The 21,151-nt window shown below is 69.1% G+C and carries 19 protein-coding genes, 1 tRNA gene and 4 pseudogenes; 16 read left to right on the top strand and 8 right to left on the bottom strand.

Annotation, left to right across the window (positions count from 1 at the left end; translation table 11 throughout):
• Positions 1-4: 4 nt before the first annotated feature.
• A complete protein-coding gene (locus tag FRZ33_RS16395; protein WP_227978366.1) occupies positions 5-163 on the bottom strand; it encodes a hypothetical protein in 159 nt (52 codons plus the stop codon).
• 152 nt (positions 164-315) lie between these two features.
• Here FRZ33_RS16395 and FRZ33_RS11765 point away from each other — a divergent pair, with 152 nt between their 5' ends.
• Together FRZ33_RS11765 and FRZ33_RS17795 are read left to right on the top strand one after the other, a co-directional pair.
• Positions 316-1,869 carry a tetratricopeptide repeat protein gene (locus FRZ33_RS11765; RefSeq protein ID WP_158637213.1) on the top strand — a complete coding sequence of 518 codons (1,554 nt, stop codon included), beginning with the start codon at positions 316-318 and terminating at the stop codon, positions 1,867-1,869.
• A complete protein-coding gene (locus tag FRZ33_RS17795) occupies positions 1,836-1,940 on the top strand; it encodes a TPR end-of-group domain-containing protein (protein WP_425480590.1) in 105 nt (34 codons plus the stop codon). The genes FRZ33_RS11765 and FRZ33_RS17795 overlap by 34 nt, the downstream gene beginning before the upstream one ends.
• A 51-nt stretch (positions 1,941-1,991) precedes the next feature.
• Here the strand turns inward: FRZ33_RS17795 and FRZ33_RS11760 are convergent.
• A tRNA-Pro gene (locus tag FRZ33_RS11760) sits at positions 1,992-2,068 on the bottom strand.
• Positions 2,069-2,195: 127 nt separating this feature from the next.
• Between FRZ33_RS11760 and hisS the strand changes: the two genes are divergently transcribed.
• Together hisS and FRZ33_RS11750 are read left to right on the top strand one after the other, a co-directional pair.
• Positions 2,196-3,569, top strand: a complete 1,374-nt coding sequence (gene hisS / locus FRZ33_RS11755; RefSeq protein WP_146909845.1) for a histidine--tRNA ligase — start codon at positions 2,196-2,198, stop codon at positions 3,567-3,569.
• Between the two features lies 1 nt (position 3,570).
• Complete coding sequence (locus FRZ33_RS11750) at positions 3,571-5,469, top strand: HAL/PAL/TAL family ammonia-lyase (RefSeq protein ID WP_146909843.1); 1,899 nt, start codon at positions 3,571-3,573, stop codon at positions 5,467-5,469.
• 3 nt (positions 5,470-5,472) lie between these two features.
• On the opposite strand, the gene FRZ33_RS11745 is transcribed toward FRZ33_RS11750, so the two are convergent.
• Positions 5,473-7,302: a sensor domain-containing diguanylate cyclase gene (locus FRZ33_RS11745; protein WP_146909841.1), complete on the bottom strand. Its 1,830-nt coding sequence runs from the start codon at positions 7,300-7,302 to the stop codon at positions 5,473-5,475.
• A 105-nt stretch (positions 7,303-7,407) separates the two neighbouring features.
• Here FRZ33_RS11745 and FRZ33_RS11740 point away from each other — a divergent pair, with 105 nt between their 5' ends.
• From FRZ33_RS11740 to FRZ33_RS11695, 10 genes and pseudogenes are all read left to right on the top strand, one after another.
• Positions 7,408-7,731 carry a YerC/YecD family TrpR-related protein gene (locus tag FRZ33_RS11740; RefSeq protein ID WP_146909839.1) on the top strand — a complete coding sequence of 108 codons (324 nt, stop codon included), beginning with the start codon at positions 7,408-7,410 and terminating at the stop codon, positions 7,729-7,731.
• Between the two features lie 30 nt (positions 7,732-7,761).
• The gene (gene hisG / locus FRZ33_RS11735; protein WP_146909837.1) at positions 7,762-8,661 is read left to right on the top strand and encodes an ATP phosphoribosyltransferase; all 900 of its coding nucleotides are present in this window, start codon (positions 7,762-7,764) and stop codon (positions 8,659-8,661) included.
• Complete coding sequence (gene hisD, locus FRZ33_RS11730; RefSeq protein ID WP_146909836.1) at positions 8,658-9,956, top strand: histidinol dehydrogenase; 1,299 nt, start codon at positions 8,658-8,660, stop codon at positions 9,954-9,956. Before hisG ends, hisD begins: the two co-directional genes overlap by 4 nt.
• Positions 9,953-11,035, top strand: coding sequence for a histidinol-phosphate transaminase (gene hisC, locus FRZ33_RS11725; RefSeq protein WP_146909834.1), 1,083 nt, complete (start codon positions 9,953-9,955; stop codon positions 11,033-11,035). Before hisD ends, hisC begins: the two co-directional genes overlap by 4 nt.
• Positions 11,032-12,120: a bifunctional histidinol-phosphatase/imidazoleglycerol-phosphate dehydratase HisB gene (gene hisB / locus FRZ33_RS11720; RefSeq protein WP_146909833.1), complete on the top strand. Its 1,089-nt coding sequence runs from the start codon at positions 11,032-11,034 to the stop codon at positions 12,118-12,120. Before hisC ends, hisB begins: the two co-directional genes overlap by 4 nt.
• A pseudogene (hisH, locus tag FRZ33_RS11715) lies at positions 12,117-12,715 on the top strand (imidazole glycerol phosphate synthase subunit HisH). Before hisB ends, hisH begins: the two are co-directional and overlap by 4 nt.
• Positions 12,712-13,458 (top strand): annotated as a pseudogene (gene hisA / locus FRZ33_RS11710) (1-(5-phosphoribosyl)-5-[(5-phosphoribosylamino)methylideneamino]imidazole-4-carboxamide isomerase). Before hisH ends, hisA begins: the two co-directional pseudogenes overlap by 4 nt.
• A complete protein-coding gene (hisF, locus tag FRZ33_RS11705; protein ID WP_146909831.1) occupies positions 13,452-14,228 on the top strand; it encodes an imidazole glycerol phosphate synthase subunit HisF in 777 nt (258 codons plus the stop codon). The pseudogene hisA and the gene hisF overlap by 7 nt, the downstream one beginning before the upstream one ends.
• Positions 14,218-14,832, top strand: a complete 615-nt coding sequence (hisIE, locus tag FRZ33_RS11700) for a bifunctional phosphoribosyl-AMP cyclohydrolase/phosphoribosyl-ATP diphosphatase HisIE (RefSeq protein ID WP_146909829.1) — start codon at positions 14,218-14,220, stop codon at positions 14,830-14,832. Before hisF ends, hisIE begins: the two co-directional genes overlap by 11 nt.
• Positions 14,833-14,874: 42 nt before the next feature.
• Positions 14,875-16,514 (top strand): annotated as a pseudogene (locus FRZ33_RS11695) (calcineurin-like phosphoesterase C-terminal domain-containing protein).
• On the opposite strand, the gene FRZ33_RS11690 reads toward FRZ33_RS11695, so the two are convergent.
• From FRZ33_RS11690 to FRZ33_RS11670, 5 genes and pseudogenes are all read right to left on the bottom strand, one after another.
• The gene (locus FRZ33_RS11690; RefSeq protein ID WP_265468626.1) at positions 16,471-16,884 is read right to left on the bottom strand and encodes a C13 family peptidase; all 414 of its coding nucleotides are present in this window, start codon (positions 16,882-16,884) and stop codon (positions 16,471-16,473) included. The pseudogene FRZ33_RS11695 and the gene FRZ33_RS11690 overlap by 44 nt on opposite strands.
• Positions 16,881-17,423 carry a hypothetical protein gene (locus FRZ33_RS15270; protein ID WP_158637212.1) on the bottom strand — a complete coding sequence of 181 codons (543 nt, stop codon included), beginning with the start codon at positions 17,421-17,423 and terminating at the stop codon, positions 16,881-16,883. The genes FRZ33_RS11690 and FRZ33_RS15270 overlap by 4 nt, the downstream gene beginning before the upstream one ends.
• 26 nt (positions 17,424-17,449) lie before the next feature.
• The gene (gene mtnC, locus FRZ33_RS11680; RefSeq protein WP_146909826.1) at positions 17,450-18,154 is read right to left on the bottom strand and encodes an acireductone synthase; all 705 of its coding nucleotides are present in this window, start codon (positions 18,152-18,154) and stop codon (positions 17,450-17,452) included.
• On the bottom strand, positions 18,151-18,708 hold the full coding sequence (locus FRZ33_RS11675; RefSeq protein ID WP_146909825.1) for a 1,2-dihydroxy-3-keto-5-methylthiopentene dioxygenase: 558 nt from the start codon (positions 18,706-18,708) through the stop codon (positions 18,151-18,153). The genes mtnC and FRZ33_RS11675 overlap by 4 nt, the downstream gene beginning before the upstream one ends.
• Positions 18,705-19,343: pseudogene (locus FRZ33_RS11670) on the bottom strand (methylthioribulose 1-phosphate dehydratase). Before FRZ33_RS11670 ends, FRZ33_RS11675 begins: the two are co-directional and overlap by 4 nt.
• 115 nt (positions 19,344-19,458) lie before the next feature.
• Here FRZ33_RS11670 and FRZ33_RS11665 point away from each other — a divergent pair.
• Together FRZ33_RS11665 and FRZ33_RS11660 are read left to right on the top strand one after the other, a co-directional pair.
• Positions 19,459-19,776, top strand: a complete 318-nt coding sequence (locus FRZ33_RS11665; protein WP_146909823.1) for a high-potential iron-sulfur protein — start codon at positions 19,459-19,461, stop codon at positions 19,774-19,776.
• Between the two features lie 81 nt (positions 19,777-19,857).
• Positions 19,858-21,126: a DNA recombination protein RmuC gene (locus tag FRZ33_RS11660; RefSeq protein WP_158637211.1), complete on the top strand. Its 1,269-nt coding sequence runs from the start codon at positions 19,858-19,860 to the stop codon at positions 21,124-21,126.
• Positions 21,127-21,151 lie beyond the last annotated feature (25 nt).

Below are 21,151 nucleotides of genomic sequence, written 5' to 3'. Positions count from 1 at the left end.
CGGGTCAGGCGTTGTTCCAGTGCGGCCAGGCGACTCCGTTGGCCCAAGGCCATGCCCAGCACGGCGCCGACCAGGGCGCCCCCATGAAGCCCAGCACTTCTTCGCCCACGGCGCCGAAAAACGCGCCCAACACAGCCCCGATGATCCCCAGGATCCAGCCCATTCCCATCCCCATGGTCGACGTCGGGCCGAGTGTAGCCGGGTCGGCCCGACGCGGGACATGCCGGTCGCGGCGGCTTGCCGCGGGTATCGGACGGGTCCACCATGCGCGGAGCACTAGGGGATGCCATGGCCGGGCCGCACGACGGATCGCGCATGCAACGCCTGTTCGCCGAGCTCAAGCGGCGCCGGGTGATCCGTGTCGCCGTCGTCTATGCCCTGGCCGGCTGGGCGGTGATCCAGGTCGCGGACACCGTGCTGCCCGCCCTGCAGTTGCCGCACTGGAGCGTGACCCTGGTGATCGTGCTGGTCGTGCTCGGTTTCCCGATCGCGGTGACCATGGGCTGGATGTTCGATGCCGGCGAGGATGGGGTGGTGCGCACCGCGCCGCTGCCTGCCGCCGAACCGGAGCCCGTTGCGCTGCCTGCGGCGACACCGGCGGAATCGAAACCGGCAGCCGCCCCGGCCACGCCCGATTCGGGACTCGACGACCAGGGCCGCCGCACCATCGCCGTGCTGCCCTTCGTCAACATGAGCGGCGAGGCCGAGAACGAATACTTCAGCGACGGCATCTCGGAAGAGATCCTCAACCTGCTGACCAAACTGCCCAAGCTCAAGGTCGCCTCGCGCACCTCGTCCTTCCTGTTCAAGGGCAAGGAAGCCAGCATCCCGACCGTGGCGCGCGAGCTGGGCGTCGGCATCGTGCTCGAGGGCAGCGTGCGCCGGGCCGGCGACCGGGTGCGCATCACCGCGCAGCTGATCGAGGCGGGCACGGATTCCCATCTCTGGTCGGAGACCTACGACCGCGAGCTCAAGGACGTGTTCGCCATCCAGGACGACATCGCCCACAGCATCGTCAAGGCCCTGCAGGTGACACTGACGCCGCAGGAGCGCCGTTCAATCGTGTCGGTGGCCACCTCCGACCCGGTCGCCTACGACTACTACCTGCGTGGTCGCGGCTACATGTATTCGATGGCGCGGCGCGACTACGAACACGCGATCCGCATGTTCCAGAAGGCGATCGCGGTGGATTCGAAATACGCGCTGGCCTATGCCGGCATCGCCGACGCCTGTTCGCACCTGTACCGCTACGTCGAGGCCAGCCGGGAAAACGTCGAACGCGCCAACCGCGCCAGCGAACAGGCGGTGGCCCTGGACCCGGGCTCGGCCGAAGCCCATGCCTCGCGCGGGCTGGCCCTGGTGATCAGCGAAAAGTACGACCAGGCCGAAGAGGAGTTCGAGACTGCGATCAGCCTCAACCCGAACCTGTTCGACGCCTGGCACTACTACGGCCTGGCCTGTTCCTCGCGCGGCGACCACGAGAAGGCGGCGCGGCTCTACAGCAAGGCGGCCGAGGTCAATCCGGCCGACTACCAGGTGCCGCTGTTCCTGGCCCAGACCCTGGCGTCGCTGGGCCGCAAGCAGGAAGAGATGAAGGTCCGGCTCAGCGCGCTGGGCACGGTCGAGCGCCACGTCAGCCTGAACCCGCACGACACCCGGGCCCTGTACCTGGGCGCCCAGAACCTCTACCGGGTCGGCGAGCACGAGCGCGCCATCGCCCTGGCCGAACAGGCCCTGCGCCAGGACCAGAACGAACCGGTGGTGCTCTACAACATCGCCTGCTTCTGCGCGATCCAGGCGACCACGAGCGGGCCATCGGCCTGCTGGAACGGGCGGTGGAGCTGGGCTGGGGCGACCTGGCCTGGATGAAACACGACAGCGACCTCGACCCGCTGCACGGCCATCCACGTTTCGAGGCCCTGATCGCGCGGATCGAGTAGGCCAGGAACGCAAAAGGCCGCCCTGGGGCGGCCTTCCGGAAATCGTCGAATTGGTCGGGGAGACAGGATTTGAACCTGCGACTTCTACGTCCCGAACGTAGCGCTCTACCAGGCTGAGCTACACCCCGAGGGATTCGAGCCGGCTATTCTAGTGATCCGGCGCGGTATCGGCAAGCCCGGAGAGCCCCCGGCCCGGCCGGAGCGGCCCCGGGCGGGCCCAGCCGCTAGAATGCGCCGTCCGATGGAGAGTCCACCTTGATCAAGCCCCGCACCCCGCCCGGTGTCATGGAGCTGCTGCCCCGTGACCAGATTGCCTTCCAGCGCATGCTGGACGTGATCCGCCGCAACTACGAGCGCTTCGGTTTCCTGCCGGTGGAAACGCCGGTGTTCGAACTGTCCGAGGTCCTGCTGACCAAGACCGGCGGCGAGACCGAACGGCAGGTGTATTTCGTGCAGTCCACGGGTTCACTGGAACAGGGTGGCCAGCCGGAACTGGCGCTGCGGTTCGACCTGACCGTGCCGCTGGCGCGCTACGTCGCCGAGCACGAGCACGACCTGGCCTTCCCGTTCCGGCGTTACCAGATCCAGCGCGTTTACCGCGGCGAACGCGCCCAGCGCGGCCGTTTCCGCGAGTTCTACCAGTGCGATATCGACGTGATCGGCAAGGACACGCTCAGCGTGCGCCACGACGCCGAGATGCCGGCGGTGATCCACGCCGTGTTCACCGAACTGGGTGTCGGCCCGTTCACCATCCAGCTCAACAACCGCAAGCTGCTGCGCGGCTTCTTCGAGGGCCTGGGCATCGCCGAGGGCGAGCGCCAGGCGCTGGTGCTGCGCGAGATCGACAAGATCGACAAGCGCGGCGCCGTAGCCGTGCGCGCGACACTGGTGGGCGGAGACTTCGGCCTGTCCGATGACGTCGCCGACCGCATCCTGGCCTTCGTGCAGGTGCGATCGACCTCGCATGCCGATGCGCTGGCGAAACTCGTCGCGCTGGGGCAGGGAAGCGGAATCCTCAACGAAGGCGTCGCCGAACTGCGCGAAGTCCTGGAGCTGCTCAAGGCCCACGGCGTGCCCGAAGCCAACTACGCGCTCAACTTCTCGATCGCCCGTGGCCTGGACTACTACACCGGCACGGTCTACGAGACCACGCTCAACGACCACCCGCAGATCGGCTCGGTCTGCTCGGGCGGCCGTTACGAGAACCTGGCCAGCAGCTACACCAAGTCGAAGCTGCCGGGCGTCGGCATCTCGATCGGCGCCACCCGCCTGTTCTGGCAGCTGCGCGAGGCCGGCATCATTTCCACCGCCGAAAGTTCGGTCGAGGTGATGGTGGGCCTGATGGACGAGGCCCGTCTTTCCGACTCGCTGGACATCGCCCGGCGACTGCGCGCCGGCGGCATCAATGCCGAAGTGCAGCTGGAGGCGAAGAAGCTGGCCAAGCAGTTCCAGTACGCCGACCGTGCCGGCATCCGCTTCGTGGTGCTGTACGGCGACGACGAGGCCACGCGCGACGTGGTCAAGGTCAAGGACCTGAAGTCGCAGGAACAATTCGAAGTGGGGCGCGAGGAACTCGCCGCCGCCCTGAAAGTGGAGCTGGAGCAACAGCGCGCGATGGGAGCCCGTTGAGATGAAACCGATCCGCCTCGACGGCCGCAGCCTCAACCGCGCGCAAGTCGCCGAAATCGCCCATGGCGCACCGGTCAGCCTGGACCCGCAGCAGATGCAGGCCGTGCAGCGCGCCGCCGACTTCCTGGCCGAGCAGGTACGCAGGCAGGAGCCCATTTATGGCGTCTCCACCGGCTTCGGCAGCAATGCCGACAAGCTGCTCGGCGCGCACCGGCTGCGCGAGGGCCTGCCCGGCGCCTCGAAGTCGGGCGACAGCGTGCTCGAGGAGCTGCAGCACAACCTGATCGTCACCCATGCCGTGTGCGTGGGCGAACCGTTCCCGCCTTCGGTCGTGCGGGCGATGCTGGCGATCCGCATCAACACCCTGATGATGGGCCACTCCGGCATCCGTCCCGCGGTGCTGGAGGCGCTGGTCGCCCTGCTCAACGCCGGCGTGGTGCCGGTGGTGCCGCGCAAGGGTTCGGTCGGCGCCAGCGGCGACCTGGCCCCGCTGTCGCACCTGGCCATCGTGCTGCTGGGCGGCGGCGAAGCCTTTTTCGACGGTGAACGCCTGCCCGGCGCCGAGGCGCTCAAACGCGCCGGCCTGTCGCCGGTGAAGCTGTCGCACAAGGAAGGCCTGGCCCTGAACAACGGCACCGCGCAGATGCTGGCCACCGCCGTGCTGGCGATCGAACGCCTGGAAGAGCTGTGCGACACCGCCGACCTCGCCGCCGCGATGACGCTCGACGCCTTCGCCGGTCGCCTGGGCGCATTCGCGCCGCATGTGCACGCCCTGCGCCCGCATCCGGGCCAGGTGCACGTGGCCGGGCACCTGCGCGAGCTGCTGCAGGGTTCGACCCTGTCCGACATCGCCTACCACCTGGTGCCGCGTTTCCGGCAGTGGCAGCCGGAAAGCTGGCAGGACCCGGCGCAGCAGGCGCTGGGTTTCGACATCGGCTGGGACTGGGTGCCGTTCACCCAGCGCCACGGTCGCGAGAAGTTCTACCAGCGGTTCCGGCCGTTCCGCGGCGGCAAGAAGCACCAGCCGCAGGACAGCTATTCGCTGCGCTGCATCCCGCAGGTGCACGGCGCCGTGCGCGACGCGCTGGAACAGGCCAAGCGCGTGATCGACATCGAACTCAACGCCGTCACCGACAACCCGCTGCTGTTCCCGGGACTCGAAGGTGCCAAGGAAGTCGAGGACATGGTGGTATCCGCCGGCCATTTCCACGGCATGCCGCTGGCGCTGGTGCTGAGTTACCTGAAGGCGGCGATCCCGACCCTGGCGTCGATTTCGGAGCGCCGCCTCAACAAGCTGGTGGACCCCGCCACCAACGACGGCCTGCCGCCGTTCCTGATTGGCAACGAGGACGGTACCGAAAGCGGCTTCATGATCGTGCAATACACCGCCGCCGCCCTGGTGAACGACCTGGCCAGCCGCGCGCACCCGGCCAGCGTGTATTCGATCCCGACCAGCGCCAATGCCGAGGACCACGTCTCGATGGGCGCCAACGAAGGCCGCCACGTGCTCGAGATGACCGAGGACCTGGGCCATGTACTGGCGCTGGAGCTGTACACCGCCGCGCAGGCGCTCGACTACCGTCGCGACATGATCAACGCCGCCCGTGCCCTGGCCCGTGGGTCGGATGCCGAAGCGCTGGCCGGCAAGGTGCAGGGCGCGCCGCCGGCAGGCCATGCCGACCGTGCCGGTTTCCTGGCCGAGGTCGAGGCCCTGCGCCGCGAACTGGCCGAGTCGGAGGAATTCCATCCGGGCGTCGCCGTCGGCGCCGCCTGGAGCGCCCTGCGCGAAGCCATTCCCTTCATGGGTCGCGACCGGGCGATGGACGGCGACGTCGCCGCCGCGGTGCGCCTGGTCCAGGAAGGCCGGCTGCTGTCGGCCGCGCGCGGCACGCGGGGCTGAGCCTCAGTCCGGGATCACGCCTTCCGCGGCCTGTACGCAGTTGCGGCCGCGGCTCTTGGCCACGTACAGCGCGTCGTCGGCCCGGTGCAGCGCGTCATCCACCCCGATGCCACTGCCCGGTCGCAGCACGTACACACCGATGCTGGCGCTGAGCGTGATGCTGTTGCCGGCATAACGCACCGGTTCGCCGCAGATGCGCAGGCGCAGCACCTCGGCGACATTGAGCAGGCGTTCGCCTTCGGTGTCGGGCAGCACCGCCACGAATTCCTCGCCGCCGAAGCGCGCCATCAGCGCCCCGTGTTCGACCAGGCTGTCGTGCAGGCAGCGGCCCAGCCAGCGCAGGCATTCGTCGCCGGCCAGGTGGCCGTGGGTGTCGTTGACGTCCTTGAAATGGTCGAGGTCGATCAGCAGTACGCCCAGCGACTGCCGGTGTTCGTTGGCATGGTGCAGCTGGTGTTCGAACACCTCGCGGAAGTGCTTGCGGTTGAACAGCCCGGTCAGCGCGTCGCGGCGGTTGGATTCGCGCAGGCGCTGGTTGGCTTCGGCCAGTTGTTCCAGCGCCGTGCTCAGTTCCGAGGTGCGGCGGGCGACGTGGCGTTCCAGCTGTTCGTTGTGTTCGTGCACCAGGCGTTCGTTCTCGCCGCGCAGGCGGGCATAGCGATAGGCCAGGGCGAAGGACAGCAGGATGATCTCCATGGCCGACCCGATCTGGATGCCGTATTCGGTGAAGAAATTCTTCGGCAGCAGGCCGAACGACACCGAGGCGTACAGCGCCGTGCCCAGCAGCAGGAAGGCCCAGGCCAGCAGGAACACGCGGGCCGGCGCGTAGCCCAGCCGGATCGAGTTGATGGCCAGGTACAGGATGAACAGCGCGCCAGGGAACACCGCAAGGGTCATCGGCCGCACCACGGTGCGGTACTCGACGAAGAACGACGCGACGCCCATCAGCACGAAGAACAGGATCAGTGCCTGCGACACCTTGTCGGCGCGCGGCTGGCGGTCTTCAAGCTCCAGGAACACGCGGCAGAACTGGTGCATGGCGATCTGCGAGATCGCCATGGACACCGGGATGGCCTGGTTGGCCCACCACGGCGAGTTCGGCCACAGGTATTCGAAGGCCAGTCCGTTGAGGCAGAACATCACCAGGCCGAAGCCGGCGACATGGCACATGTACCAGAAGTGGCTGGCGTCCCTGAGCGACAGCCAGAGCACCAGGTTGTAGCAGAGCAGGGCGACCAGGATGCCGCCGTAGAACACGCCGATGCCGAACTGCGAGTCACGTTCGAGTTCGGCGAAGGCCCCTGGGGTGTACACCGCCAGCGGCACCTGCAGTGAACTGCGGCTGGCCACGCGCACCAGCAGCTCCACTTCCGTGCGCTGCGGCAGTTCGACCCAGAAGTTGGGGTGGCGGTAGCGGATGCTGCGCGCGCTGAAGGGCAGGGTGTCGCCCGAGGCCATGTGTTCGACCCGGCCATCGGGGTAGCGCAGGTACACGTCCACGTTGTCCAGCAACGGGTAGTGCAGCACCAGCAGCCAGCGCTGTTCGCGGCTGTTCTGGTTGTACAGCCGGCCATGGAACCAGGTGGCGCCCCGGGTGAAGCCGAACGCGGTGCTGTCACCGGGCAGGGGACTGAAGTTGCCTTGCGCCGCCTGCGAGAACATGGCCGCGGCGTCGGTCCGGCCCTCCGGGTCGGATTTCATGCTCAGGTAGGGCGCCAGCGGCAGCGCCTCGTTGCCGGTATCGAGCACGGCCGGTCCGGCCGCCCGGGCCGGGGAAGCGGCCAGGGCCAGCCAAAGGGCCAGCAGTGCGAACCAGGCTGTCTTGATGGACAAGTGCTTTCCCTCCCCGGGGGTGTCCACTGTATGCGGGGCTACGGGCCAAGGCCATGATCCCGGTCAGGCTTGCAATTTGTACTAACGCGCTATTACATTAGCGCGATGAAACGACGCGACCCCGCCAACCTCGAAACCCCGCCCGCCCTGGAAGGCCTGATCGAGGCCCTGCTGAGCCTGCGTTCGGCCGGCGAGGCGCGGGCATTCCTCGAAGACCTGTGTACCCCCGCCGAGTTGGAGGCCATGGCCGACCGCTGGCGGGTGGTGCCGCTGCTGGTGGCGGACGTGCCCTACCGCGAGATCCACGACCTGACCGGCGTCAGCGTCACCACCATCGGCCGAGTCGCCCGTTGCCTGGACCTGGGCGCGGGCGGCTACCGCATCGCCGTCGAGCGCCTGGGCGAATCCGCCCACGACGCTTCGCACTGACCCCACCTGCTTGAGAACCCGGAGAGCGTCATGAGGACGCACGACCGTTTGCGCATTGCCATCCAGAAATCCGGCCGGTTGTCGGACCCGGCCCGGGACCTGCTCGCGCGGGCCGGGCTGGTGTTCCGGGAAAGCCGCGACCGCCTGTTCTGTTATGGCGAATCCCTGCCGATCGACCTGCTGCTGGTGCGCGACGACGACATTCCCGGCCTGATCGCCGAAGGCACCTGCGACCTGGGCGTGGTCGGCCAGAACGTGCTGGAGGAACAGGCCGACGAACGCCTGGCCGACGGCCGCGGCGAAGCCTTCCATGCCATCCGCGAACTCGGTTTCGGCCGCTGCCGGCTGTCGATAGCCGTGCCCAACGACTGGGACTGGCCCGGTCCGCAGCGCCTGGCCGGCCTGCGCATCGCCACCAGCTATCCGCGGCTGCTGGCGCGCTGGCTGCGCGGGCAGGGCGTGGACGCGCAGCCGGTGGTGCTGTCGGGGTCGGTCGAGATCGCGCCGCGCCTGGGCAAGGCCGAGGCGATCTGCGACCTGGTCTCGACCGGCGCCACCTTGCTGGCCAACCAGCTCAAGGAAACCGCGGTGGTGTTCGAAAGCCAGGCGGTGCTGGTGGCGCCGTCGGCGCCCTTCGGCGATGCGCGCACCGATCTTGCGGCGATGCTGCTGCGCCGGCTCGATGCGGTGCTGAGCGTGCGCGCCAGCAAGCTGGTGCTGTTCCAGGCCTCGCGCGGGGCGGTGCCGGGCCTGCTCAAGCTGCTGCCCGACGCCGAACCGCCGACCGTGATGGCGATCGAGGGCCAGGACGACCAGGTCGCGTTGCAGGCCCTGTGCCGCAGCGCCATGACCTGGCAGCGCCTGGAGGACATGAAACGCGCCGGCGCCACGGGCCTGCTGGTGCTACCGGTGGAGCAGATGCTGGCATGAAGCGCATCGTCTGGAATCGACTCGATGCCGCGGCCCACGACGCCTGCCTCGCGCGGCCGGGGGCCGGCGACTGGAAGGAGGTCGAACACGCCGTGCGCCGCGTGTTCGACCAGGTCCGCGCCGACGGCGACACGGCCCTGCGCGCGTTGACGCGCCGTTTCGATGGCGTGGAACTGGCGCGGTTCCTGGTCGGCGCCGAGGAAATCGCGGCGGCGGAGCAGATGGTGGCGCCATCATTGCGTGCCGCGCTCGAGCAGGCCCGCGACCGGCTGCTGACCTGGCATCGCGCCGGCATGACGACGGAGTTCGAGGTCGAGACCGCGCCGGGGGTGCGCTGCGGCCGCCTCGTGCGTCCGATCCAGCGCGTGGGCCTGTACGTACCGGCCGGCACCGCGCCGCTGCCGTCCACCGCCCTGATGCTGGGCGTGCCCGCCTTGCTCGCCGGCTGTGCCGAGGTGGTGCTGTGCACGCCGCCACGCGTGGATGGCACCGCTGATCCGGCGGTGCTGATGGCTGCGGGCCTGTGCGGCATCACCCGCATCTTCAAGCTCGGCGGTGCCCAGGCCATCGCGGCGATGGCCTTCGGCACCGGGACCGTACCGCGCTGCGACAAGCTGTTCGGGCCCGGCAATCGTTATGTCACCGCTGCCAAACAATTGGCGGCGATGACGGCGGGTGGGCCGGCCATCGATATGCCGGCCGGACCTTCCGAAGTGCTGGTCATCGCCGACGCGGGCGCGGTGCCTGCCTTCGTCGCCTCGGATCTGCTGTCGCAGGCCGAACACGGCCCCGATTCGCAGGTGATCCTGCTCACCGATTCCCCGGAGCTGATCGAGGCGGTGTCGGCGGAGGTGCAGCGCCAGCTCGCGAGCCTGCCGCGCGAAGGCATCGCGCAACGGGCGCTCGAATACGCACGGCTGGTTCTTGTCGACGATCTGGACGAGGCGTTCGGGATCAGCAACCGGTATGCGCCCGAGCACCTGATCTTGGCCTTGCGCGAGCCGCGCGCGTGGCTGGGGAAGGTGGCCTCGGCGGGCTCGGTGTTCCTCGGCGACCATGCGCCGGAATCGCTGGGCGACTACTGTTCGGGCACCAACCACGTGCTGCCGACCAATGGCGCCGCGCGCGCCTGGAGCGGCGTCGGCGTGGCCAGCTTCCAGACTTCGATCAGTGTGCAGGAGGTCAATCGCGACGGGCTGGCGGCGATCGGGCCCTGTGCGGTCGAGATCGCGCGGGCGGAAGGACTGGAGGCGCATGCGCAGTCTGTTCTGCGGCGGCTGGAGGCGGCGTCATGAGCGCGTTGCTCGATCTGGTGCGACCCGACCTGCGTGATTTCTTCGGCTACAGCTCGGCACGGAAGACTGGGTCCACGGGTTCGATCTGGTTGAACGCCAACGAAAGCGCCTGGCGCAACCCCGCCGACCTGGGCTTCGGCGCGAACCGCTATCCCGATCCGCAGCCGGCCGCCTTGCGCGAACGCCTGGCGGCGTTGTACGGCGTGCGCGCCGCCCAGGTGCTGGTCGGCCGCGGCAGCGACGAGGCCATCGACCTGCTGGTGCGTGCGCTCTGCCGTCCCGGCCAGGATCCGGTGGTGATCGCGCCGCCGGTGTTCGGCATGTACGCGGTGAGCGCGCGGCTGCAGGGCGCGCCGGTGCGCGAGGTGCCGTTGCGCGACGGCGAGGCGGGCTTCGGGCTCGACCTGGATGCCGTCGCCGACAAGGCCGTCGCGTCGGGAGCCAAGCTCGTCTTCCTCTGTTCGCCGGCCAATCCGACCGGGCAGGCCGTGCCGGCCGCCGACCTGCTGGCGCTGGCGCGGCGCCTGGCCGGACGCTGCCTGCTGGTGGTCGACGAAGCCTACGGCGAATACAGCGACCAGCCGTCGATGGCATCGTGGATCAGTGAACAACCGAATTTGGCCGTGCTGCGCACCCTGTCCAAGGCGCATGCGCTGGCCGCCGCCCGTATCGGCTGCCTGCTGGCGGCACCCGAGCTGGTCGAGGTGCTGCGCAACTGCCAGGCGCCGTATCCGCTGCCTTCGCCCTGCGTGCAACTGGCGCTGGACGGATTGTCGGACGCGGCGCTGGCGCAGACCCGATCCCGGGTGCTGACGGTGCGCGCCGAACGCGAGCGGCTGCGGCACGAACTGGAAGCCTGTGCCGGCATCCGCCGCGTGTACGCCTCGCAGGGAAACTACCTGCTGGTGCGTTTCAGCGATGCCGAAGCGGTCTTCCAGCGGCTACTGGCGGCCGGCGTGGTGGTGCGCGACATGCGCGCCTCGCCGCAACTGGGCGACGCGCTGCGCATCAGCATCGGCAGTCCGGCGGAGAACGACGCGCTGCTGGCGGCGCTGCAGGCGGGGAGGGCGGCGGCATGAGCGGCCAGCGCATCCTGTTCGTGGACCGCGACGGCACGATCATCGAGGAGCCCGCGGACTTCCAGATCGACAGCTACGCCAAGCTGCGCTTCGTGCGCGGCGTGATCCCGGCACTGCTGAAGCTGCGCGATGCCGGCTTCCAGTTCGTGCTGGTCAGCAACCAGGATGGGCTGGGCACGGCCAGCTTCCCGCGCGAGGATTTCGAGGGCCCGCATGCGCTGATGCTGCAGGTGCTCGAATCGCAGGGCATCAGCTTCCGCGAGCAATTGATCGACGAGAGCTTCGAACACGAGGGCAAGCCGACCCGCAAGCCGGGGATCGGCCTGCTGCTGCCCTACCTGCGCGACCGCGGCATCGACCTGGCGAACTCCGCCGTGGTCGGCGACCGCGAGACCGACCTGCAACTGGCGGCCAACCTCGGCTGCCGCGGTTTCCGGCTGGCGCCGGGTCCGGACACCTGGGACGGCATCGCGCACGAACTGGCCGACGCACCACGCGTGGCCAGCGTCGAACGCACGACGAAGGAAACCCGGGTCAGAGTCCGGATCGATCTGGATCGTGCCGCGGATCCCGAGGTCAGCACCGGCCTGGGCTTCTTCGACCACATGCTGGAACAACTCGGAAAACACGGTGGTTTCGCCCTGCAGCTGAGCTGCGCCGGCGACCTGCACATCGATGAACACCACACGGTCGAGGACAGTGCCCTGGCGCTCGGCCAGGCGCTGAAAGAGGCGCTGGGCGACAAACGCGGCATCGCCCGTTACGGCGACTCGACCGGCCTCGCCGCAGTCACGCTGCCGATGGACGAAACCCTGGCTGCGGCCGCGGTGGATTTTTCCGGCCGCCCGTATTTCGTGTTCGAGGGAAGTTTCCCGCGCGCCGAGGTCGGTGGCCTGGCCACTGAGCTCGTCCCGCACTTCTTCCGCTCGCTCTGCGAAACCGCCGGCCTGAACCTGCACCTGCAGGTGCGCGGCGACAACACCCACCACCTGGTCGAAGCCTGCTTCAAGGCCGTGGCGCGCGCGCTGCGCCAGGCCGTGCGCCGGCAGGGCAGCGAACTGCCCAGCACCAAGGGGGCCTTGTGAACCTGGTGCTGGTGGACTCGGGCGGGGCCAACCTCGGTTCGGTGCGTTACGCGCTGCAGCGGCTCGGCGTCGAGAGCCGGATGAGCGCGGACGCCGCCGAGATCCGGGCCGCCGACCGCGTGATCCTGCCGGGTGTCGGCGCAGCCGGCCCCGGCATGGCGCGGCTGCGTGAACTCGGCCTGGTGGACACGCTGCGCGACCTGCGCCAGCCGTTGCTGGGCATCTGCCTGGGCATGCAACTGCTGTTCGAATCCTCGGAAGAGGGCGAGGTCGAAACCCCGGTTTGCTGCCCGGCCGGGTCGGCAAGCTGGCCGGCGCGCCCGGCGTGCGGGTGCCGCACATGGGCTGGAATCGCCTGGAGCCGTCGCGCGGATCCGCCCTGCTCGACGGTATCGCCGACGGCGCCCAGGCCTATTTCGTGCACAGCTACGCGGTGCCCGTCACGGAAGACTGCCTGGCGACGACCGAACATGGCGGCCGGTTCGCCGCGGTGGTGGCACGCGGCAATGTCGCCGGCGCCCAGTTCCATCCGGAACGTTCCGGCGCGGTCGGCGCGCGGCTGCTGGAGAACTTCCTGCGCGCGGGGCGAACATGAGCGGCCTGGTGCTCTATCCGGCCATCGATGTGCGCGAAGGCCGCGTGGTGCGCCTGGCGCAGGGCGACTACGCCCGCGAGACCCGCTATGCCGACGATCCTTTTGCGTTGGCCCAGGCCTACTCGAAGCCGGTGCCGAATGGCTGCACCTGGTCGACCTGGATGCGGCGCGCGCCGGCGGTTACACCCTGACCCCACTGCTGGCGCGACTGAAATCGGAAACCCGCCTGCGGGTCCAGACCGGCGGCGGCGTGCGTTCGGATGCCGAGGTCGAGGCCTTGCTGGCAGCCGGCGCCGACCGCGTCGTGATCGGTTCGCTCGCAGTGCGCGAACCGGGCCGCGTGGCTGCCTGGATCGCGCGCTACGGCGCCGAACGCATCACCGTGGCGCTCGACACCCGCCGCGACGACGACGGACGCTGGCACCTGCCGGTGCATGGCTGGACCGAGGAGGGCGGCAAGGAACTGGATGCACTCGCGGCGGCCTACGTCGACGTCGGCCTGCGCCACCTGCTGTGCACCGACATCGCCCGCGACGGCATGCTCGGGCCCGAATATCGAGCTGTACCGGCACCTGTGCGCCCGTTTCCCGCGCCTGGCGGTGCAGGCTTCGGGCGGCGTGCGCGAAGCGGCCGACCTCGCCGCCGCGCGCGAGGCGGGCTGCGCCGGCATCGTGCTGGGCAAGTCGCTGCTGGAAGGCCGGCTCAAGCTCCCGGAGCTGATGGAAGGACGCGCCACATGTTGAGCCGGCGCCTGATTCCCTGCCTCGACGTGAAGCACGGCCAAGTCGTGAAGGGCGTGCGTTTCCGCGACCACGTCGTGATGGGCGCCATCGAGGACCTGGCGCTGCGCTACCGCGACGAAGGCGCCGACGAACTGGTGTTCTACGACATCAGTGCCAGCCCCGAGGGCCGTGCGGTCGATGTGGCCTGGGTGGAGCGGGTGGCGCGCCTGATCGACATCCCGTTCTGCGTGGCTGGTGGCATCCGCTCGGTCGCGCAGGCGCGGACGATCCTGCATGCGGGTGCCGACAAGATCTCGGTCAACACGCCGGCACTGGAACGGCCGGCCCTGATCGGCGAACTGGCGGACGCGTTCGGTGTGCAATGCGTGGTGGTCGGCATCGACAGCCAACGCGACGGCGACGGCGAATGGCGCGTGCGCGCCTACACCGGCGATCCGGAACGGACGCAGACACTGCGCAAACGCACGCTCGACTGGGTGGCCGAGGCGCAGGCGCTGGGCGCCGGCGAGATCGTGCTCAACTGCATGGGCGCCGACGGCGTGCGCGCCGGTTACGACCTCGAACAGCTCAAGGCCGCACGCCCCATCTGCCGCGTGCCGCTGGTGGCCTCCGGCGGCGCCGGTGTGCCGGAACACTTCGCCGCCGTCTTCGCCGAAGCCGACGTCGATGCCGCGCTCGCGGCCAGCGTCTTCCATTCCGGCGCGATCCCGATTCCCGGACTCAAGACCTTCCTGCAAGCGCAGGGCTTCGAGGTGCGCGATGTCGCCTGAACAGATCGAAGCCCTGGCCTGGGACAAGCAGGGCGGCCTGTTGCCCGCCATCGTCCAGGACGCCACCGGTGGCCGCGTGCTGATGCTCGGCTACATGGACCGCGCCGCGCTCGCGGCCACCTTGGCCACGTGCCGCATCACCTTCTACAGCCGAAGCCGGCAGCGCCTGTGGATGAAGGGCGAGACCAGCGGCGACATCCTCGAACTGGTGTCGCTGGAGGCCGACTGCGACGGCGACACCCTGCTGGTGCAGGCCCGCCCGCAGGGCCCGACCTGCCACCTCGGCCGCGCCAGCTGCTTCGCGGAGGCGCCCGCGGATTTCCTGGCCGAGCTCGATGCCCTGGTCGCACGCCGCGAACGCGAACGGCCTGAGGGCAGCTACAGCACCCGCCTGTTCGAAAGCGGTGCCCACCGCATCGCCCAGAAAGTGGGCGAGGAGGGCGTGGAAACCGCACTGGCGGCCGTCACGCAGGACGACGAGGCTCTGCTGGGCGAAGCCGCCGACCTGGTGTTCCACCTGACCGTGCTGCTGCGCGCCCGCGGCCTGGGCCTGGCCGATATGGTGGCCGTGTTGCGCGACCGGCACGCGGCGGCAGCGCGCTGAGTGCGGGCTTGGGCATAATCCCGGCTCAGCCCGGAGAAATCGATGCGCCCGAGTCTGCCCTTCCTGCTGCTCTCCGCGAGCCTGGCGTCCATGCCGGCCCTGGCCTTGTCGCCGCCTTGCAACAGCGGCCATGTCTATGAAGACCGCGACGGTGACGGCCGGTTCGGCGAAGGAGATCAAGCCTTGGCCGGCGTGGCGGTGTCCGATGGCGAGACGGTCGTACGCACGGATGCACGTGGTGCGTATTCGCTGCCGGTGCTGGATGGCCGCACGGTATTCGTGGTCAAACCCGCGGGCTATCGTTTCCCGTCGCGGCCCGATGGCCTGCCGGATTTCTGGCGCCAGGTGCAGAACACGCCGGGGCCGGTGCTCAAGTACGGCGGCATTGCGGCGGAATTCCCCGCCTGCCGGGACTTCGCCCTGCAGAAGGACACACGCGGGCCGGGCCAGCTCGACGTACTGGTATTCGGCGATCCACAACCGCAGACGGCGCGGAACGTGCAGCACTTCGACCGGGGCATCGTCGAGGCGGTGCGCATCGCCCACTCGGTGCCGACGTCGGCCGAGGGCGAACCGGAATATTCCCCCGGCGCTGCAGGCGACCTGGGCCTGACGCTGGGAGACGTGGTGCACGACGACCTGTCGCTGTATCCGGCGATGAAACGCGCCACCGTTCGCCTCGGTTTGCCCTGGCTGCACCTGGCCGGCAATCACGACCTCGACTTCGACGCGGCCCGCGACGAGGACTCGCTGCGCACCTACCGCGCGAACTACGGCCCCGACACCCTGGCCTGGGAGGAGCACGAGGCCAGCTTCGTGCTGCTCGATGATGTCGTGTACCGGCCTGGCCAGTCGCCGGACTACATCGGCGGCCTGCGCGAGGACCAGTTCGCCTTCCTCGAGGCCTACCTGCCGACCTTGCCGCACGACCGCCTGCTGGTGGTCTCGGCGCACATCCCGTTCTTCGACCCGGTGCCTGGCCGCGAAAGCTTCCGCCGCGCCGACCGCGAGCGCCTGTTCGCACTGCTGGAGGATTTCCCGAAGCTGCTGCTTCTCACCGCGCACGGTCACGTGCAGCGCCACTACTGGCATGGCCCGGCGGACGGCTGGCAGGGCAGGTCGCCGCTGCACGAGTACAACGTCGGTGCCACCTGCGGTTCGTTCTGGAGCGGCGTGGCCGATGCGGCCGGCATCCCCGACGCCACCATGGCCGACGGCACGCCCAAGGGCTGGTCGGAACTGTCGGTGCGGCAGGACGGCCGCTACGGACTGCGCTGGCGCACGCCCGATCCGGCCTTCGACCGTTCCGGCATGGCCCTGCATGCGCCGAAGGTGCTGCGGCGCGGCGCCTACCCGGCCTTCGGCGTGTTCGCCAACGTGTTCATGGCCGATACCGACACCCGGGTCGAGTTCGGGTGGACGGCAGCGACTGGCTGCCGATGCGCAAGGTGGAGCGGGCCGACCCTCGCCTGCTGGTGGAGAACGTGCTCGATGATCGTGCCGACAGCCTGCGCGGTTACGACCGTTCGCCCGAGGCCGCGGATTCCAGCCACCTGTGGCGCGGCAGCCTGCCCACCGCCCTGGCGTCCGGCGAACACCGGGTCGAGGTGCGCGCCTTCGACCGCTGGCGTGGCGAACTCAGCGCGAGCCTGACTTACCGGTTGGAAGACGCGGCGGAATGATCTTTTCCGGCACGTCTTCGGGCTCTGGCTCGGCGTGCGGATAGGGCAGGGCCGGGCCGGGCGTGAAACCTGCCCGCCAGGCCGCGAGCGTGGTGTCGATGCGTGCGCCGCGGTTGATCTGCGGCAGCGAGGGCAGCAGGCCTTCGGCGATCTCGCGACGTTCGATCGCCAGCCTGGCCTGTTCGAAGGCCTGCACGAAATCCACCGTGTCGTTCAATCCATCCACCAGCCAGGCGCGGCCGAAGTAGGTCGCCACCGAATCGTTGCCGCAGCCGAAGGACGGGCGGTCGCGCCGGGCCGCCATCAACAGCAGGCTGTCGCGGTTGCCGAGCGCACGGGCGAAGCCGCCGGAATAACAGGCCGAGATCACCACCACGCGATGCCGGATGCCGGCATCGTCCAGGCGGCGCGCAGCCGTTTCGGCGTCAGCAGTCCGTCGGGTTGGTCGCCGCGGCGCAGCAGGAATTCATGATCCTCGGTGCCGTGGCTGCTGAGGTAGAGCAGCAGCACGTCCTCATCGGGGTCCATGGTCGCGCCGATGCCGGCGAGAGCGCGGCGCAGGCTGGCCTCGCTGGCCAGCGGCAGCGGGCGTTGCACCGGCAGGTTGTCGTGGTTGGCCAGCACCAGCACGCGCCCCGCGGCATCGAGGCGGCGGGCGGCCAGGTTTTCCAGGTGCAGCACTTCGTTGCGGAAGACCTCTTCGCTGCCGTCGCCGGCGACACCGAGCACGTAGAGGTCGATGTGTCCGGGCCGCTGCGGGGCCAGGGCCGCCAGGTCACGATCCAGCGCAGCGTTCGCCGCGAGGGCCGGATCCTGCTTCGGAAGTTGCGACTCGGATTTGGCGAGATCCTTGGCGCTGCTCCAGGCCGCGAACGAGAGCAGCAGTGCGAGGGCCAGCAGCCCGCGCATCCGGGTCCGGTGCGGATGCGGGCGGGTCAGGCGCGCTCCGGCGCGACGTCGGCGAAGGATTCGACCCGGCGATGACCGTGGGTCGCCTCGCCGTGGCGCGGTTGCGGATAGTCTTCGCGGCGGTCCAGCAGCACGGTGTCCAGGCCCGCCTCGCGCGCGGCATCGAGCTCCTCGACCACATCGGACAGGAACAGCACCTCGGCCGCCGGCACGCCCAGCGACCCGACGATGCGGCGATAGCTTCCGGCTTCGCGCTTGCCGCCCACTTCGGTGTCGTACCAGTTCGAAACCAGGGCCGTCAGGTCGCCCGCCGCGCTGTAGCCGAAGAACAGCTTCTGCGCCGCCACCGATCCCGAGGAATACACATTGATGCCATGCCCCTGCGCATGCCAGGCCCGCAAGGCCTCGGCCGCATCGGGATACATGTGCGCGGCATAGTCCCCGCGCACATACCCGTCCTTCCACACCAGGCCCTGCAACGCCTTCAGCGCCGTGTGCTTGCGGTCCTGGTCGATCCAGCCCTGCAGGGTCTCGACGATCATTTCATCCTGGCACAGCCCGCCGTTTTCGGCCGCCACGGCATCAAGCCAGCGGCGCACTTCCGGGTCGTTCCCGTGTGCGGCGACGAAGCCGGGCAGGGCGCGGCGCGCATACGGAAACAGCACGTCCTTGACGAAGGAAATGCTGCTGGTGGTGCCCTCGATGTCGGTCAGGATCGTCTTCAAGCTCAGCCCGCCTGGCCTTTTTCGTAGCGCGGGAATTTCTGCGCGATGTCGGTGCCGGTGAAATGGCCGACCCAGCCATCGGGCTCGGTGAAGAAGCGGATGGCGACGAAACTCGGCTCCGGCCCCATGTCGAACCAGTGCGTGGTCGAGTCCGGCACGCCGATCAGGTCGCCCTGTTCGCAGCGGATCTCGTACACGGTGTCGCCCACGTGCAGGGTGAACAGGCCCGAGCCGGCGACGAAGAACCGCACCTCGTCTTCCTTGTGGAAGTGTTCGTCCAGGAACTTGGCGCGCATCGCGTCCTTGTTCGGGTTGTCGGGCGCGATCGAGACCACGTCCACGGTCTTGAACCCGTTCTCGGCGATCAGCCGGTCGATGTCGGCGCGGTAGGCGGCCATCACTTCTTCAGGCGTGGCGCCCGGCTGCACCGGCTGCGCGGCCTGCCACTGCTCGAAGCGCACGCCGATGGGCTTCAGGCGTTCGGCGATCGTGGCCAGGTCCTCGGTGGAGGACAGCGGGGTGGACGGGTCGGTGTCCTTGAAGATCCGAAGGCGGCTCATGATTGCAGTCTCCTCAGGTCGAGTTCGCAGGCGAACAGGAATTCGAAAGCTTCCAGGTGGCGGCGCGCCTCGGCCATGTCCTTGCCCCATGCGTACAGGCCGTGGCCGTCGATCAGGTAGCCCCAGAACGGACCGGCGTCGAGCAGGCCTTCGACCTGCGCGGCCAGGGCCGGCATGTCCTGTCAGGTGTTGGGCAGCACCGGCACGTCGATGGCCATCTCGTGGGTCTGGTTGCCGGCGAAGGCCTTCAGCAGTTCATAGCCTTCCAGGCGCACATGGCCCTGGCCGGCGAACAGGCGCGAGCTCACCGTCTGGGTGCGCGAATGCGTGTGCAGCACGCAGCCGATGTCCGGGTAACGGGCATAGAGCTGGGTGTGCAGCAGGGTCTCGGCCGAAGGGCGGTGCGCCGTCGCCACCGGCTGCCCGGCGAAATCCACCACCATGATGTCGGCCTCGGTCAGCCGGCCCTTGTCGCGGCCGGAGACGGTGATGGCCGCGTGCCGGTCGTCCAGCCGCATCGAGAAGTTGCTGCTGGTGGCCGGGGTCCAGCCCAGGGCCGACAGTTCGCGGGTGTTGGCGACGATTTCCGCGGCGCGCTGGGCCAGCCGGGCCGGGTCGTAGGGCAGGGTTTCCATGCGCGGAAGTTTAGCCGAAGCCGGCGCCGGCTTGACCGGCGTCAACGTTTTGTTCACCCGCCGGGACTACACTGCGCGCAGCCATCGGAATCCCTCCGTAGCCAGCGAGCCACCCATGAACGCCCAATCCCCGTCCCGCCGCCGCTTCCTGGTCCGCGCCGCCGTCCTGGCCGCCGCCGTTCCCTTCGTCGCTCCGGCCCTGGTGGGCAGCGCCGCCGCCCAGGCCCTGAAGCCATTGCCGGCCGACAACGCCACCGCGATCGCCCTGGCTTACGTGGCCGACGCCAAGTCCACCAAACACGCCAGCTTCAAGCCGGGCAGCAGCTGCGCGAACTGCCAGTTCTTCACGGCGGCCACGGGTGCCTGCACCCTGTTCCCGGGCTTCAGCGTGCCGGCCGCGGCCTGGTGCAGCGCCTGGGCCAAGAAGGCCTGATCCCATCGTAATCGCCGGCCGTCTCGGCCGGTGAGACCCTTGGCGGCTAGAATCCCCGCATCGCTGATGCCGGGGACCGCCTTGTCCGCTTCCGAAACCACCTTCCTGTTGCTGGGCCTGCTCGCGGGCCTGGTGATCGCCGGCGCCGCCTCGTTCTGGATCGCCCGCGGCCGCCTGGCCGCGCTCGACGCCGAGTTCCGCCAGGTGCGCGACGGCCGCGAAGCCGCTGAAACCCGCGCCGCCGGCCTCGAGGCCCGGCTGCAGGAACAGCAGCAGGCCGCCGAGCAGCGCTACCGCGACCTCGAAGGCTCGCGCGAGCGCATGAAGGCCGAATTCCAGGCCCTGGCCGCCGAGATACTGGAAGACAAGTCCAGACGTTTCGGCGAACAGAACGCCACCCAGATCGGCCAGCTGCTCAACCCGCTGAAGGAACAGATCGACGGCTTCCGCAAGGTCGTCAGCGATTCCTACGAGAAGGAAAACAACTCGCGGGTCGCCCTGCAGACCCGGCTGGACGACCTGGTGCGCCTGAACCAGACCCTGGGCCAGGAAGCGCAGACCCTGAGCCGCGCGCTCAGCAGCGACAACCGCAGCCAGGGTTACTGGGGCGAGCTCAAGCTCGAGCGCCTGTTGGAAACCGCGGCGCTGGAGAAGGGCCGCGACTACTTTACCCAGGAAAGTTTCAAGGACGGCGACGGCGACCGTTACCGTCCCGACGCCGTGCTGCGCCTGCCCGAAGACAAGTCCATCATCATCGACGCCAAGATGGTGCTGCTCGACTACCAGCGCGCCTGCGAGGCCAGCGACGAGGCCGAGCGCGAGGCGCACTTTGGCCGCCACGTGGTGGCGCTGCGCAACCACGTCAAACAATTGGGCGAGAAGGACTACAGCCGGCTGGAAGGCCTCACCAGTCCGGAGCTGGTGTTGATGTTCGTGCCGGTGGAAGCGGCCTTCCTCGAGGCGCTGCGCCGCGACCCTCAGCTCTACGGCTATGCCTTCGACCGCAAGATCATCCTGGTCGGGCCCAGCAACCTGCTGGCCTCGCTGAAGCTGGTGGCGCAGATCTGGCGCACCGAACACCAGAACGCCAATGCCAAGGCGATCTCCGACCGCGCCTCGGCGCTGTACGACAAGTTCGTCGGTTTCACCGACGACCTGCTGAAGGTCGGCGAGGCGATCAAGCGCGCCCAGGACATGCACGCCGGCGCGCTGGACAAACTCTCGCAGGGCCGCGGCAACCTCGTGCGCCAGGCCGAGATGCTGCGCAAGCTGGGCGTGGCGCCGTCGAAGAAGCTGCCGGCTTCGCTGCAGGATCTCACCGACACCGGAAACGACGACGGCGCGGAATGACCGCGCCGTCGTCGTGGTTGCCGTG

The organism is Arenimonas daejeonensis (assembly GCF_007993735.1).
Lineage (GTDB): Bacteria > Pseudomonadota > Gammaproteobacteria > Xanthomonadales > Xanthomonadaceae > Arenimonas > Arenimonas daejeonensis.
The sequence above is the reverse complement of the archived record's forward strand: the minus strand, read 5'-3'. Positions and strand labels throughout refer to the sequence as shown.

Excerpts from the sequence above, each read along its gene's own strand:
- FRZ33_RS11740 (WP_146909839.1), top strand. The coding sequence starts at position 7,408 with ATGAAACGACGCGACCCCGCCAACCTCGAAACCCCGCCCGCCCTGGAA.
- hisC (WP_146909834.1), top strand. The coding sequence starts at position 9,953 with ATGAGCGCGTTGCTCGATCTGGTGCGACCCGACCTGCGTGATTTCTTC.
- hisG (WP_146909837.1), top strand. The coding sequence starts at position 7,762 with ATGAGGACGCACGACCGTTTGCGCATTGCCATCCAGAAATCCGGCCGG.
- FRZ33_RS11675 (WP_146909825.1), bottom strand. The coding sequence starts at position 18,708 with ATGAGCCGCCTTCGGATCTTCAAGGACACCGACCCGTCCACCCCGCTG.
- FRZ33_RS15270 (WP_158637212.1), bottom strand. The coding sequence starts at position 17,423 with ATGCGCGGGCTGCTGGCCCTCGCACTGCTGCTCTCGTTCGCGGCCTGG.
- FRZ33_RS11765 (WP_158637213.1), top strand. The coding sequence starts at position 316 with ATGCAACGCCTGTTCGCCGAGCTCAAGCGGCGCCGGGTGATCCGTGTC.
- FRZ33_RS11665 (WP_146909823.1), top strand. The coding sequence starts at position 19,459 with ATGAACGCCCAATCCCCGTCCCGCCGCCGCTTCCTGGTCCGCGCCGCC.
- FRZ33_RS11750 (WP_146909843.1), top strand. The coding sequence starts at position 3,571 with ATGAAACCGATCCGCCTCGACGGCCGCAGCCTCAACCGCGCGCAAGTC.
- hisF (WP_146909831.1), top strand. The coding sequence starts at position 13,452 with ATGTTGAGCCGGCGCCTGATTCCCTGCCTCGACGTGAAGCACGGCCAA.
- hisD (WP_146909836.1), top strand. The coding sequence starts at position 8,658 with ATGAAGCGCATCGTCTGGAATCGACTCGATGCCGCGGCCCACGACGCC.
- hisB (WP_146909833.1), top strand. The coding sequence starts at position 11,032 with ATGAGCGGCCAGCGCATCCTGTTCGTGGACCGCGACGGCACGATCATC.
- FRZ33_RS16395 (WP_227978366.1), bottom strand. The coding sequence starts at position 163 with ATGGGCTGGATCCTGGGGATCATCGGGGCTGTGTTGGGCGCGTTTTTC.
- hisIE (WP_146909829.1), top strand. The coding sequence starts at position 14,218 with ATGTCGCCTGAACAGATCGAAGCCCTGGCCTGGGACAAGCAGGGCGGC.